Consider the following 13,446-nt stretch of genomic DNA (forward strand, 5'->3'; position numbering starts at 1 on the left):
TATCGAGGCGCTAACGTAACAAGTATAATATTACGTTATATACTCCTCTACTATTGTAGCAAACTCAGCGGGATTTTCCACATGAATTGCATGTCCAGCATCAATTACTGTCATATGCCTAACAGTTTTTAATAGCGCTTTCATTTCTAGTGCAATTTTACAAAATTTCTCATCTAATGAACCCGTAATCAGGAGTACAGATATTTCTAGTCGGTCCAAGAGGTGCCAATTCGAAGGCTGGGTTCCTGTTCCAACCCCTCTTAAGCTACCAGCCAATCCTTCTTCCCTCTGTGAAAGTCTTTCTGCACGAATAGCCTTTCGCACAGTGGCAGGAAGATGACGCTGTGATGCAAAAAGCGGTATATTCTCCCATGAATTCACAAAAGAGACTAACCCATTAGTGATGATTTTTTGTGCTAAAATGTCATCTCTCTCACTACGTTCACGTCGTTCTTCTACTGTTCGTAAACCGGGAGATGCACTTTCTAAAATAAGCTTTTGAATACGATCAGGAAACGCAATGGCATAAGATAATGCAATTCTGCCTCCCATTGAATAGCCCAACAATGTAAACTTCTCCATATGGAGCTGACAAAACAATTCCTCTAAGTCCTGTAATTGTTCCTCCATTGAAAAACGCTTAATTTGCTCTGGAGTAGCTGTTTGCCCATGCCCAATTAAATCAATCGCAATAACACGGACATCCGGCAAGGATTGTGCCAAATTGTACCAGGTAGCAGTGCTTCCCGTAAATCCATGTAAAGCAACTAATGTATAGCTACAGTTTTCATTCCATATGTCCACATGGGTTTTAAGTCCTCGGATTAATAAGCTCGTCATGCTTTGAACTCCGCATTAATACGATTCCATAACGCTCGATGAGCCTGAACGTTCTCTGCTCTATCTGTAAATATTTCAATTAAGCGTAAAGGCCGTTTTTTGTCTGATGAAAACTTCTCTGATAATTCAGAGATAGTATCTACTCGTATATAATCCATATTATACATATGGGCAATATCATGAAATTCAAGTGCCGTCGGTGTGCCAAAAAGATCCTCGTAATGGGCTTCTACTGTTGATTGAGGTAAATAAGAAAAAATACCTCCACCATCATTATTCATCACAATAATGGTTAAGTTACATTCTTGGTATCTAGAAGCAATCAGCCCATTCACATCATGTAGAAAGGCTAAATCACCAATTAATAAATAGGTTTCTCGGTCATTTCCTTCACTAAAGCCCAATGCTGTAGATACTACTCCATCAATCCCATTCGTCCCACGATTCGCAAAGAAACGTATATCCTTCGGTGTTGCTAATAAAAATGTATCAATATCACGCACTGGCATACTACTGCTAACGAATATATCGCTACCATCAGGAATCATTTTCAGTAAACGACTGACCATCGCACCTTCATCTTTTTCTATCTCTGAATACTGTTCAATATAAGTAGCAGCCAACTGATTGGCTTTTTGCCATTCGGCTAAGTATGCTTCCTCAAATGCAGTGTTAGTAATGGCTAATTGTGTTAACCATTGATCGATATTTGCATGAATAAAATGTGTAGATACGCCAGTAGCATCTCTAAACATAGGATCTTCATCAATAATGACATAAGCATTTGGCTCTGTTTTTGTAATAAATTGCATGATAAATTTTGAAACAGGCTGTGCCCCAATACGTAAAACTGTATCCGGCTGAACAAGTGCCTTAAAATCCTCACTCTTCATAATGGCATCGTAGGTTGTCACGAGATATGGTAAGCAATCCTCTGGTACAGCTGCACGCATATTTGACAAGCTTTCTACTAGGACTGGCCATTTCAACTGACGTACAAATTCCCAGACAAACGCTAGGTCCGTGCCAAGTGCTAATTCTCCAACAATAATAAAGCCTCTTTTAGTCGACTTTAAAATAGAGGAAAGTTCCTGCATAGCAGCGCTTGTTGGGATTAATTGTCCCATGCTGCTATGTTTAAATGTCATAGTTGGCAATTCATCCTGTAAATCAATTAATAAAGGCTCTCGGAAAGGAACATTCATATGCACTGGTCCAAAAGGCGCACTGGTAGCAATTGCTACTGCTCGTGCAATATGACGTTCGATAAAAGGCAATGTAGGAGCAGCACCATCTGCTAATGGAAAATCTACACTCCATTTCACATGTGAACCATATAAATGAGGCTGATTAATTGCCTGCGGTGCACCTACCTCTCGTAGTTCATGTGGTCGATCAGCTGTGATGACAATTAGCGGCACACGAGCATAGTTTGCCTCAACAATTGCAGGAAAGTAGTTTGCTGCTGCTGTACCGGATGTACATAAGAGAACAACAGGCTTAGCAGTAGCTTTCGCAAGCCCTAAAGCAAAGAAAGCAGCTGAGCGCTCATCTACTTGACGATACATTTTTATTTGTTTTGTAGAAGCGACCGCGTAGGCAAGAGGTGTTGAACGTGAGCCTGGACTAACGACAACAGTTTCTACCCCAACTTGTACTAACGACGCGACCATTTTATAAACATAATCTGTTAAAATTTTTCGTTCACTCATGTAATTGTCCTCCTAGCGCACGAAGCATTGGACGGAATTTTACTAATGTTTCATCATATTCAGATTGTGGTTCTGAATCTGCTACAATACCTCCACCGGCATATAAATAAGCCTTATCATGAAGCAATGCCGCTGACCGTATCGCGACTGCAAATTCTCCATTTCCCTCTGCATCTAACCAGCCAATTGGTGCAGCATACAAGCCTCGATTCATCGGTTCATACTTACGAATAGCTGCCAAAGCCTCCATACGTGGTACTCCTCCTAATGCTGGAGTAGGATGTAAAGTTTTTGTGAGCTGTAATATCGTAGCATCCTTATTGAGCTGACCTTCGACAGGTGTATATAAATGTTGAATATCTCTTATTTTTAATAGACGTGGACTTTCAGGAAGCGTGATATCCACACAATTTTTACGGAATGTGTCAGCAATCATATCGACAACATATTGGTGTTCCCCTCCGTTTTTTGGATCCTGTAACAAGCTTTGTCCATAAGCCTCGTCTTCTTCTGCTGTTTTTCCTCGCTTAATTGAACCAGCAACACATGAAGAAAATGCTCGACCATCCTCCACTTTTACAAGGCGCTCAGGTGATGCTCCGAAGAACAATAGATTTTCATGCTCTAAGCCGAATAAATAACTTTCTGGTTGTTCATGGATAATTTGCGACAGCACTTGTGGAGCAGTTACTTCCTCTTTAAATTGCAGTGCAAGTGATCGTGCAATAACAACCTTATCCGCTTTCTTTTGCTTAATTAAAGCTGTCACTTGGTCAATAGAAGCTAAATAAGGATCTTTATAAGGCTCAAAGTAGCTTGATATTTCAGGCTTTGAATACGTTTTCACTTCCTTAACCTGTGCGGCATGAACTAAATGATCTCGCTCTTTTCTCAATGCCTCAAACTGAGCCTCACCATGCCGATCCTGTGTCAGAAGATGAATGCTCACATATGCCTTATCATCTCGTATGACAAGCTGAAAAGTCGCTAATGCAAAATAAGCCTCTGGAAAACCCGTCCATTCCCCAGCAACATTATTTTGTGGATCAAATGTAAAGCCCCCAAACAAAATAGGTTGGAGCTCGCTTTGTCCTTTCAGACAGTTCTTTGTTAAACTCTTCCATTCAGCTTCTACAGCATCAAAACGATCATTTTTTTTATTATTTTGAATGGTATGGGCATGTCCTAGCCCAACTAATGTCATTGTTTTTTCTCTATTTTGCCAATAAAATCGTTCACCTTTATAGCACTCTTCACCTGCTGCATAAAATGCTAATGCAGATAGGTGACTCACTTCCATTGTTTCCATATAAAAATGAAGGCTTTGGCCCAAAGAGTCCACTTCTACTTCTGTGGCTTGGTACCACTTCTGTTGCATGAAAATTACCTCCGTTGTTGCAGTGTACATAATAAATGATGGCGAAAATACATCATTTTATGGGCTGGCAACCGTGTCATTCGTACTGTTGCTATCCACCCTATTTTTATTTTCAGTTCATAAATGCATGTTCTATTGTATCACTTTTTTTCATTTTACAGTATGTAATAAGCTGTGAACCTACCCATTTTCTCAATCTTCGTTTAAAATAAGAAGAGTCGACAACATTTGAAGGAGAGAAAGACCTTATGACCAAAGTCATTGAAGCTGATAGGGGTTTTAAAGTTTGGTGGCATTTAACACGTCCACATACTTTAACCGCTTCATTTGTTCCAGTATTCCTAGGAACAGCAATTGCACTAGCAATTGAAAAAGAAACAATTGATTTTGGACTATTTTTTGCTATGCTCATTGCAAGTATGCTTATTCAAGCAGCAACGAATATGTTCAATGAATATTATGATTACAAATTAGGATTAGATAACGAGGATTCTGTCGGAATTGGCGGAACGATTGTCCGTCATGGTGTACAACCAAAAACGATTATGATGATTGCGCTAAGCTTTTATGCTATTGCCATGCTACTTGGCATTTACATATGTGCCTCCACATCTTGGTGGTTAGCTGCTGTCGGACTAGTTTGTATGCTGATTGGTTTCTTATATACAGGTGGGCCATATCCAATCGCCTATTCACCTTTTGGAGAAATTGTTTCTGGGGCAGTAATGGGAATGGGAATCGTTTTGATTGCTTTCTATATTCAAACGCTTACAGTAACACTGGATGCCGTCTTACTTTCCGTTCCAAGTATGATTTTAGTTGGTGCTATTATGCTATCCAATAATATTCGTGATATTGTTGGCGATACAGAAGGTGGACGCAAAACATTGGCTATTTTGGTAGGACGTGATAATGCAATCTCCGTGCTATCAGGATTTTTTATCGTTTCATACTTATGGGTGATCGCCCTTGTTGCAATTGATGGCATTACTTTTTGGGCTTTGATTATTTTCTTAAGTATCCCTAAACCATTGCGTGCCATTCAAATATTCAGAGATAAAAAAGAAGCCAAAGAAGTGATGCCTGCGATGAAATATACAGCGCAAACGAATACATTCTTCGGCTTCCTATTAGGAATTGGTTTATTAATTGATTATTTCTTTTAAAAAGTGCGGCAGCCTTATCGGGTTGCTGCTTTTTTTACATACCGTATGAAATTTTGACTAGCGATGCCATGTACCTCTTCCTCTGAAAAGCGAGTTCGTAATGCCTCTAATAAATTTTGAGCCTCTCCCGCATGAGCTAATCCTTTTACGGTCACATCTATGCCATCAAAATCTGAGCCCAACCCTATATGCTCGACACCTACTAAATTGGCGAAATGCTCCATATGATTTACCAATTGTTCTAGCGTTGCATCTTGACCACCAATAAAGAGTGGATAATAAACAACATGGATATGCCCTCCATATTTTACAAGGGCCTTCGCTTGTGCATCTGTTAAATTACGGGGATGATCACATAATGCTCGTGCATTACTATGACTAGCAATAATATGCTTTGCTAACGGTAACACATCCCAAAAGCTTTGTTCGTTTAGATGGGAGACATCAATAATAATATCACGGTCATTTAATAGTTGAATGACTTCTTTACCAAATGGCTTCAATCCAAGACTTGCATCTTGTTCCGCTCCATGGGCAACAGCATTTTCCTCATTCCACGTTAAACCGACTAATTTGACACCTGCATCAAGTACAGCAATTAGCTTTGTTAAATCATCGCCAATTGCGCTGCAACCTTCTAAGCTTAAGATAGCTCCTATTTCATGGGGAGCCAATTGCTCTAACTGTGCCCAATCTGTAATATGCACCATGCCCTCTGTTTGTAAAACATGGGTATGAAATGCTTCCATTTGGCGAATGACTTCAAGAAATTGTTGGTTTTGAGGGATTGCTGGGTCAATAAAGATGGCGAATACTTGAGCTTTTATTTGCCCTAACTGCAGTCTTTTTTGATTGACGTGTATACGCACATCCTCTGCAAAACTAGCCGCTTCAAGCGTTGTTAATTTCAAAAGTGCATCACAATGTAAATCAATAATGTTCATCTTCTCACCTCTACAGCTATTATACTGCTTTAGTAAGGAAAATACTTACTGATTTTTATCCTGTGGTGTATCAGAAGAACCAAATTCTTCAAGCTCTATAAAATCATCCGATCTTGGTGTTGAAGAAAGCACATCCTCCTCCACTGGTCGTAAATTATCCTCTTTCTTTTCCGCATGCTCGACACATGTCAGAGCTTGCGGCATAGCCTCTAAACGTCCAATTGGAATCTCTTTACCACAGACAGTACATTCGCCATATGTTCCGTCAGCCATTGCTTGAAGAGCTTCTTTTATTTCCTCTGCATTGTCGCCACGATGCTCATCAATAGCCATTTCTGTAAGCTGATCCGTTAAATCACTGGCATTATCAGCTGGATGATTATCATAATTAGATAGCTCTGTCGCTTGGGGACGCTCTGATTCATCTATTCGCTTTTCGATTTCTTGTAATTCTTGCTCCAATTGTCTTTTTAATTTTTGCATAACTTGTTGATCCAAAAAAATCTCCTCCTTATGCTTTCATTTTTTCCTAATTTATTGTTTCTAAAACATCAGCATAAGGAAGGTTTATTTATTTACTCGTATAAGCTACGATTGCATCGTGTAAAAACTGTGCAGCTCCCACTACACTACGCTCGTCGTAATAAGCGGTGAAACGTTCATCTGCTATATACATTTGAGCGAGTCCTACATGTGCCTCTTTAGAATATTCTTTCCATGAAAAGCTCAACCATCGTTTATGGAGCTCTGCGACTTCCATTGCAATATCACTTGTTGCGTCTCCCAACCCCATTGCCTCTGTTAAACGTTCAAACATTTGCTGCTCCAATTGCTGCATTGCCTGAAATTGTTCCTCTGTCATATTCATAAGCTTAGCATTGGAAGCATCTACCGTTTTATCTCCATATTTGGCACGAATTTCTTGACCATATTTATTTTCATTATCCTCGATTAGCTTTTCTTTAAATCCATTAAATTTTTCTTCATTTGACATAGGTCTTTCCCCCTCAATTGATAATATCGTTTTTTCTACCGTCTGTAAGATCGTCTCAAGCTGTTCTTTTCGTTTAAGCAGAGCAGCTTTATGTGACTTTAGCGCCTCGGAATGTTGAAAATGAGGAGCTTGAATAATATCCTGAATAGTTGCTAGCTTCATATCCAATGCTCGGTAAAATAAAATCTGCTGCAGCAAATCGACTTCCGATTGACCGTAAAATCGATAGCCCGCCTCATTGGTTCTAGCTGGTTTCAGTAGCCCAATTTCATCATAATAACGCAGAGTTCTCGTGCTTACACCAGACAATTGGGCAAGTTCTTGAATTGTATATTCCATGTTTTCACCTCCATTACTGCTACTGTAAACTTTGACGCAACGTTAAGGTCAATAGGAAAAATAAATTTTTCCTCTTCCTATAATCATCCTCTCCGTTCATATAATTCCATAACTACCTATAAAACTATATTTTCCAACCGATATAAATAGTAAATATTTCACAGGAGGGTAATAGGATGAAATGTCCAAATTGTCAGCATGAGAATCTAAATGACAGTAAATTTTGCTCGGGTTGTGGTACTAAATTGACAAATACACCCTCAAAACAGGGTATCCCAACATGGGCCATTATCGTATTGTCCGTCTGTTTCATTGCAATTGGTGGGTTGGGCTATGCCTATTGGGATTTCTTCTCCAATAAAAAAAGTAATTCAGCCACTTACTCGGAAATAAATGACAATCAGAATTTAGAGACAAAGTAAGTTTCCTCTGAGGAACTGACGAAAAAGCAAGAAGCTCATGCACAGCAGGTTGATCGTGTCACTCTTATAAAGGAGATTCAGCAAAAGGTATTCACCATTCTAACTAACAATGCGCAAGGTTCCGGCTTCCTCTATAAAAAAGGGGGGTATGTTATTACTAATGCGCATGTTGTCCAAGGTGAAGTCGAAGTAATGGTTCGAAATTCTATGGGTCAAGAATCACCTGGTACAGTAGTCGGTATATCTGATCGTTATGATATAGTTTTAATACATGTTCCTAGCTATCAAGAGACAGCACCACTAGATATTGAAACATCAGAATCACCTATTGGCTTAGAAGTCATTGCCTTTGGAAGTCCACAAGGCTTTGAAAATTCAGCCTCCATTGGCTATATAACAGGCAATAAACGGGATATGAAGCTTGAAAATTTTATATACAAACAAATATATCAGGTCGATGCACAAATTGATAAAGGTAGTAGTGGCGGTCCTTTGGTGGATGTTAATACAGGAAATGTAATTGGGATTAACTCCCTACTTTACACAACCGAAACAAGCACACACTTCGCCTTCTCTATCCCTCTTTACAGTATGGTAGACCAATTTGATGGATGGATTGCTCAGCCTCTTTCTGCAAATGAGGTTCGTTCTGTTGCTAATCTATACGATAGCAGTCAACAACCTGCTAGTCATACAGAAACTACTACTGAAGCAGAAAATTTGTTAGCAGGGCAATTCGTGCAGGCATTCCGCCTATACTATGAAATGGCCCTTAATGAGGGTGATTTTTATTGGATTGCCGATATGCTTGCACCTAGTAGTTCTGCTTATAAAGAACTAGAAAAATATATAAATGAAATTGCGTATCAGGGCAATTACTTCTATTTTACAAACAATGAAGTGCTTGATGTACAATATTCGAGTGGCCAATACTATGTTGATATGAATGAAACCTTTGATTTCTATGATGCCCAAGGTAATTATCAATTTTACAATCGGTATAAGACGTATACTGTAATCACAGATGAATATGGTGCTTATAAAATTGCCGCTATTAAAATTCACTAATAACGTCTGAAAGCCATCGAGAGTAACTTCTCGATGGCTTTCGTCTAAATTGCTATTGATATTTTCCATGCCACACTATTTGTCGATAATTTTCTTTATCCGTGTCACCCTCTGTATTAATTAATAATACTCTCGCATCTCTATTTAACTGTAACGTATCTTTTAATTGTCTGTAACGATCATTTGTTATGATTTCATAAAAACAACCAAATGGAGCTGCTCCCGATTCTCCTGCTACAATGCGTGTATCAGTGTTCAATGGATTACCAAGGATACGCATTCCTGTTGCTGCTACTTCTTCCCCACAGCTAATGCTTATTTTCGTATAGGCTTTTAACAGTTTCCACGCCTGAGGATTCGGTTCACCACACGCAAGCCCTGCCATTATCGTTTGCATGTCGCCGCCAACAGTTACAAATTCATTGGTACCCGCTTTAAAGCTTTTATAATAACAATTAGCTACATGTGGCTCCACTAAAACAATAGTCATTTCCTGCTCATAGTATTGTCTTAAAAAGGCAACTACTGCTGCTGCAAAAGACCCTACTCCAGCCTGTAAAAACACATGAGTCGGTGCTTGTTCTATCTCTTCAACAACCTCTTGTATTAGAGTTGTATAGCCCTGCATAATCCATAATGGGATTTTCTCATAGCCATCCCACATTGTATCCTGAATTAAAACCCAACCATGTTCTTCAGCTAGCTGAGAAGTATAACGAACAGTATCATCATAATTCATTGCGGTGATTTCAGCATAGGCTCCCTCATTGATAATGTTTTGTAATCGTTCCTTAGCGCTACCAGCAGGCATATAGATTCGTGCTTGAAAACCTAGCTCTCGAGCTGCCCAAGCTACCCCTCGACCATGGTTCCCATCAGTTGTTGAAATAAACGTTAACTCACCCAACTGATCTTTTAGTTCTGATGACTTTAATTGTTCATAGGAAAGATCTTCAATATCTTTATTGAGCATATTGGCAACATATTGTGCGATAGCATAAACGCCTCCTAGTACTTTAAAGGCATTCAAACCAAATCGAAACGATTCATCTTTTATCCAGATTTTTTCTACATCCATATAGGAAGCCAATGATGCTAAATGATGGAGTGGTGTCTTTTCAAACTTCTCATATGTACGTTGGAATTGACTAACTTTCTTTACTTGTTCTAGAGTAAAATTCGAAAGTAAGGCTGTTATTTGTTCGTCATTATCTTGCCCTACATAATGTTGATTAGGAACCCATTTTAATTTTTCACTCAAATCTATCCCCCCTCTCCCACATCTTAGTCTATCTCGCTAAAAAATACAAAATGCTCTTACGGAAATAAAAAAACTATACACTCATCTTATTTCGATGAATGTATAGCTTATCCATTAATTATTTCGTAAAGATTTCTTCTACTTGATCTAGCATAATATCAGCAGCTAGAATTCCTCCAGCTGTATTCCAAATGACATCATCTACTTTATGTGCATTGCCTTTTTGAACAGCAGAAAGGTTTTTCCAAAGAGGATCTTGTGTCCACTCTTGTTCAGTTGCTAATGCTGAATCATCACCAGTTGGCATGTATGTGAAGTAGAAAATAACATCCCCATCCATTTGAGGAATTACTTCTTTCCCTACCTCTACAGCTAAGTTTCCTAGCTTTGCATTATCTTTAAATAAATCTGCTTGCGCCGGAACACGTTTAAATCCTAAAGCATCAAAAATAATACCTGAGAATGAATCTGTGTAATAGATACGAGATTTATCTGCCATAAAGCGGACAAATGAAACTTCTTGGTTTGTTTGATCACCAAGTTTTTCTTTTAACGCTTGTAGCTTATCATCGTAAGCTGTTAACACTTCTTTACCTTTTGTTTCTTGATTTACTGCTTTTGCGTATAACTGAAAGTTCTCTTTCCAATCACCACGTAATGTTTCAGAGAACACGGTTGGAGCAATTTTGCTAAGTTTCGCATAATCTTTTTCTTGTCGTAATTTATTACCAATGATTAAATCTGGTTTTAATGAAGCAATTTTTTCTAAATTAATTTCATGTTCAATGCCGACTACTTCGACACCTTCCATCTGATCCTTAATATGATCATACCACGGATCACCTGTCCATGATTGTACCGCACCAACTGGCTTAATGCCTAACGCTAAAAGTGCCTCTGTTCCTTCATTTGTTAAAACAACAATGCGTTTTGGTGTGTCTTTTACTTCAGTTGTTCCCATAGCATGTTCTACACTGTAAGCATTGCTTTCTTTTGAACTTTCTTCTTTCTTATCATCGTTAGAATTACCGCATGCTGCCAAAACAAAAATAGCAACAATAGCTAGCAAAACTAAGAGTTTTTGAAATCCTTTTTGCACCTTTTCTTCCCCCATTGTATATGATAAAATGTTTAAGCATAATTGACGAGAATGAAAATCAGTTTCATTTGTCTCTTAGAACGTTACTAATCTTATTGTATGAGCTTATCAGTGTCAATACATATTTTAATAATTATGAAAGAAAAGAGTATAGTTTAAACATGATTTTAAAAAATAATTATTCTAAAACGTTGACTTTAATCGTAGGGGTTTTGCTACTACTTCTTTGCATGGGCATTAGTATTGTCTATGGCTATGCAAATACTTCTATCCAAACTACCCTTGAATCTTTTTTTCATTTTAACCATTCAAATGAGCATATCATTATTCAAAATGTTCGTATTCCAAGAGCACTTATAGCCAGTTGTGTTGGAGCATCGTTAGCGATTACGGGTGTGCTTATGCAAACTTTAACGAAAAATCCTTTAGCTTCTCCTGGAATATTAGGGATAAATGCTGGAGCAGGATTTGCCGTTGTCTTTGCCATGATTTTTTTCCATATTTCAGGTTTACAATCATTTGCATGGATCGCCTTTCTAGGTGCTGCCATCGCGGCACTAGCTGTTTATGCAATCAGTTTCTCCGGAAGAGATGCCGTAACACCCGTAAAAATTACTTTAGCAGGCGCTGCCATTAGTGCACTTTTTGCATCATTTACACAAGGGTTACTCGCTACAAATGAAGCAGAACTTGAGCAAGTATTGTTTTGGCTAGCTGGCTCTGTCCAAGGGCGTAAACTCGAAATTCTGATCTCAGTTCTCCCATATTTAATCATCGGGTGGATAGCTGCTCTAATCATTTCCCCTAAAATGAATACTCTTGCGCTAGGAGATGATGTGGCAAGAGGACTAGGATTACGTATAGGGTTAATGAAAATAATTGTAGGTTTGATTGTTATTTTTTTAGCAGGGGGTGCTGTTGCTATCGCTGGCCCCATCGGTTTTATTGGCATTGTAGTTCCCCATTTTGCGCGTAAGTTTGTCGGCACAGATCATCGATGGCTTATTCCTATGGCTGCCTTACTTGGAGGCATTTTATTATTGTTAGCGGATGTCGCAGCCCGATATATCATCATGCCACAAGAAGTACCAGTCGGAGTCATGACCGCAATGATTGGCGCGCCATTCTTTATTTACCTTGCGCGAAAAGGTGGAAAAAAATAATGAAAAACATACGAACAGTCCGTTTATTTCAGAAAAAAATATCATTTTTATTAGATGTACAAGCTATGAAAAAATTACTGGTGATTAGCTTTCTAACACTAGCGGTTTTCTTTCTTAGCGCATCATTCGGTGATTCTTTTATTAGTCCTATTAAAGTTGTACAAACTCTCTTCGGCCAAGGCTCTGATTTTGATCAGTTGATCATTATTGATTTTCGAATGCCCCGAATTTTTATGGCTATGTTTACTGGTATGGCGCTAGCTGTAGCAGGTGCTGTTTTACAAGGAATCATTAAAAATCCACTGGCCTCTCCTGATATTATTGGAATATCTGCTGGGGGCGGTGCAGCTGTTGTTGGTTTCTTAGCCATTTTCAGTGATTCTAATCACTCTTTAACAGTCAGTATAGAATGGATGCCATTAGCAGGTTTTATTGGTGCTACTGTAGTTGGGTGTTTGGTTTACCTATTTGCATGGAAAGATGGTGTTACGCCAAATCGTCTTGTTTTAATCGGTATTAGTGTATCCGCATTGATGCAAGCCATTACGACCATGCTAATGATTATTGGTCCTATCTATCAAGCAAGTGAAGCAAATAAGTGGATTACTGGGAGCGTCAAAAGCGCAGACTGGGATCAAGTTCAAATCGTTGTGCCCTTAATACTAGTACTCCTACTTGTCACGTTCTTTACTACACGTCAGTTAAATGTACAAGAATTAGGTGATGATACAGCGGCAGGATTAGGACAATCCGTTCAAAAAACTCGTCTATATTTAATTCTGTTATGTTGCTGCTTAGTAGCAAGTGCCATTTCCTTTGCGGGGGCAATTGGATTTGTAGGGTTGATGGCCCCTCATATCGCACGTCGTATCGTTGGTTCATCATTCGGAGTACTTGTGCCAACATCCGCAGCCATTGGAGCATTGCTCGTAATGGTTGCGGATATTATCGGTCGTACTGCGTTTAGCCCTTTAGAAGTGCCAGCTGGTGTCTTTACTGCTGCCATCGGTGCTCCTTATTTTATCTATTTATTATTTAGAAATCCTAATAAATAAAGGAG

General features: G+C 38.8%; 13 protein-coding genes. 5 read left to right on the plus strand and 8 right to left on the minus strand.

Annotation, left to right across the window (positions count from 1 at the left end):
* Positions 1-30 precede the first annotated feature (30 nt).
* The 3 genes from menH to MKY80_RS17750 are packed head-to-tail and all read right to left on the minus strand — an operon-like array spanning position 31 to position 3,930.
* Positions 31-840: a 2-succinyl-6-hydroxy-2,4-cyclohexadiene-1-carboxylate synthase gene (menH, locus tag MKY80_RS17740; RefSeq protein WP_342530501.1), complete on the minus strand. Its 810-nt coding sequence runs from the start codon at positions 838-840 to the stop codon at positions 31-33.
* Entirely contained in the window at positions 837-2,552 is a 1,716-nt protein-coding gene (gene menD / locus MKY80_RS17745) for a 2-succinyl-5-enolpyruvyl-6-hydroxy-3-cyclohexene-1-carboxylic-acid synthase (RefSeq protein ID WP_090003235.1), read from the minus strand. Before menD ends, menH begins: the two co-directional genes overlap by 4 nt.
* The gene (locus tag MKY80_RS17750; protein ID WP_089985579.1) at positions 2,545-3,930 is read right to left on the minus strand and encodes an isochorismate synthase; all 1,386 of its coding nucleotides are present in this window, start codon (positions 3,928-3,930) and stop codon (positions 2,545-2,547) included. The genes menD and MKY80_RS17750 overlap by 8 nt, the downstream gene beginning before the upstream one ends.
* Before the next feature lie 248 nt (positions 3,931-4,178).
* Here MKY80_RS17750 and MKY80_RS17755 point away from each other — a divergent pair, with 248 nt between their 5' ends.
* Complete coding sequence (locus MKY80_RS17755; RefSeq protein ID WP_008180339.1) at positions 4,179-5,096, plus strand: 1,4-dihydroxy-2-naphthoate polyprenyltransferase; 918 nt, start codon at positions 4,179-4,181, stop codon at positions 5,094-5,096.
* A 14-nt stretch (positions 5,097-5,110) separates the two neighbouring features.
* On the opposite strand, the gene MKY80_RS17760 is transcribed toward MKY80_RS17755, so the two are convergent.
* The 3 genes from MKY80_RS17760 to MKY80_RS17770 form a co-directional block, all read right to left on the minus strand.
* Complete coding sequence (locus MKY80_RS17760; protein ID WP_239354778.1) at positions 5,111-6,040, minus strand: dipeptidase; 930 nt, start codon at positions 6,038-6,040, stop codon at positions 5,111-5,113.
* A gap of 45 nt (positions 6,041-6,085) precedes the next feature.
* Complete coding sequence (locus tag MKY80_RS17765; RefSeq protein WP_008180337.1) at positions 6,086-6,538, minus strand: TraR/DksA C4-type zinc finger protein; 453 nt, start codon at positions 6,536-6,538, stop codon at positions 6,086-6,088.
* A 73-nt stretch (positions 6,539-6,611) separates the two neighbouring features.
* Positions 6,612-7,373 carry a MerR family transcriptional regulator gene (locus MKY80_RS17770; RefSeq protein WP_342530508.1) on the minus strand — a complete coding sequence of 254 codons (762 nt, stop codon included), beginning with the start codon at positions 7,371-7,373 and terminating at the stop codon, positions 6,612-6,614.
* Between the two features lie 176 nt (positions 7,374-7,549).
* On the opposite strand from MKY80_RS17770, the gene MKY80_RS17775 reads away from it, so the two are divergent.
* Together MKY80_RS17775 and MKY80_RS17780 are read left to right on the plus strand one after the other, a co-directional pair.
* The gene (locus MKY80_RS17775; protein ID WP_342530510.1) at positions 7,550-7,795 is read left to right on the plus strand and encodes a zinc-ribbon domain-containing protein; all 246 of its coding nucleotides are present in this window, start codon (positions 7,550-7,552) and stop codon (positions 7,793-7,795) included.
* A gap of 96 nt (positions 7,796-7,891) precedes the next feature.
* The gene (locus tag MKY80_RS17780; protein ID WP_342533073.1) at positions 7,892-8,863 is read left to right on the plus strand and encodes a trypsin-like peptidase domain-containing protein; all 972 of its coding nucleotides are present in this window, start codon (positions 7,892-7,894) and stop codon (positions 8,861-8,863) included.
* Positions 8,864-8,915: 52 nt separating this feature from the next.
* Here the strand turns inward: MKY80_RS17780 and MKY80_RS17785 are convergent, their stop codons facing one another.
* Positions 8,916-10,124, minus strand: a complete 1,209-nt coding sequence (locus MKY80_RS17785) for a diaminopropionate ammonia-lyase (protein ID WP_008180332.1) — start codon at positions 10,122-10,124, stop codon at positions 8,916-8,918.
* Between the two features lie 118 nt (positions 10,125-10,242).
* Entirely contained in the window at positions 10,243-11,223 is a 981-nt protein-coding gene (locus MKY80_RS17790) for an iron-siderophore ABC transporter substrate-binding protein (RefSeq protein ID WP_258955058.1), read from the minus strand.
* A gap of 161 nt (positions 11,224-11,384) precedes the next feature.
* Here MKY80_RS17790 and MKY80_RS17795 point away from each other — a divergent pair, with 161 nt between their 5' ends.
* Both MKY80_RS17795 and MKY80_RS17800 read left to right on the plus strand, forming a co-directional pair.
* Complete coding sequence (locus MKY80_RS17795; RefSeq protein ID WP_089985571.1) at positions 11,385-12,386, plus strand: iron ABC transporter permease; 1,002 nt, start codon at positions 11,385-11,387, stop codon at positions 12,384-12,386.
* Positions 12,386-13,441: an iron ABC transporter permease gene (locus MKY80_RS17800; protein ID WP_008180327.1), complete on the plus strand. Its 1,056-nt coding sequence runs from the start codon at positions 12,386-12,388 to the stop codon at positions 13,439-13,441. The genes MKY80_RS17795 and MKY80_RS17800 overlap by 1 nt, the downstream gene beginning before the upstream one ends.
* Positions 13,442-13,446: the final 5 nt, after the last annotated feature.

Source organism: Lysinibacillus sp. FSL R5-0849 (assembly GCF_038595075.1).
Taxonomy (GTDB): Bacteria; Bacillota; Bacilli; order Bacillales_A; family Planococcaceae; genus Lysinibacillus; species Lysinibacillus fusiformis.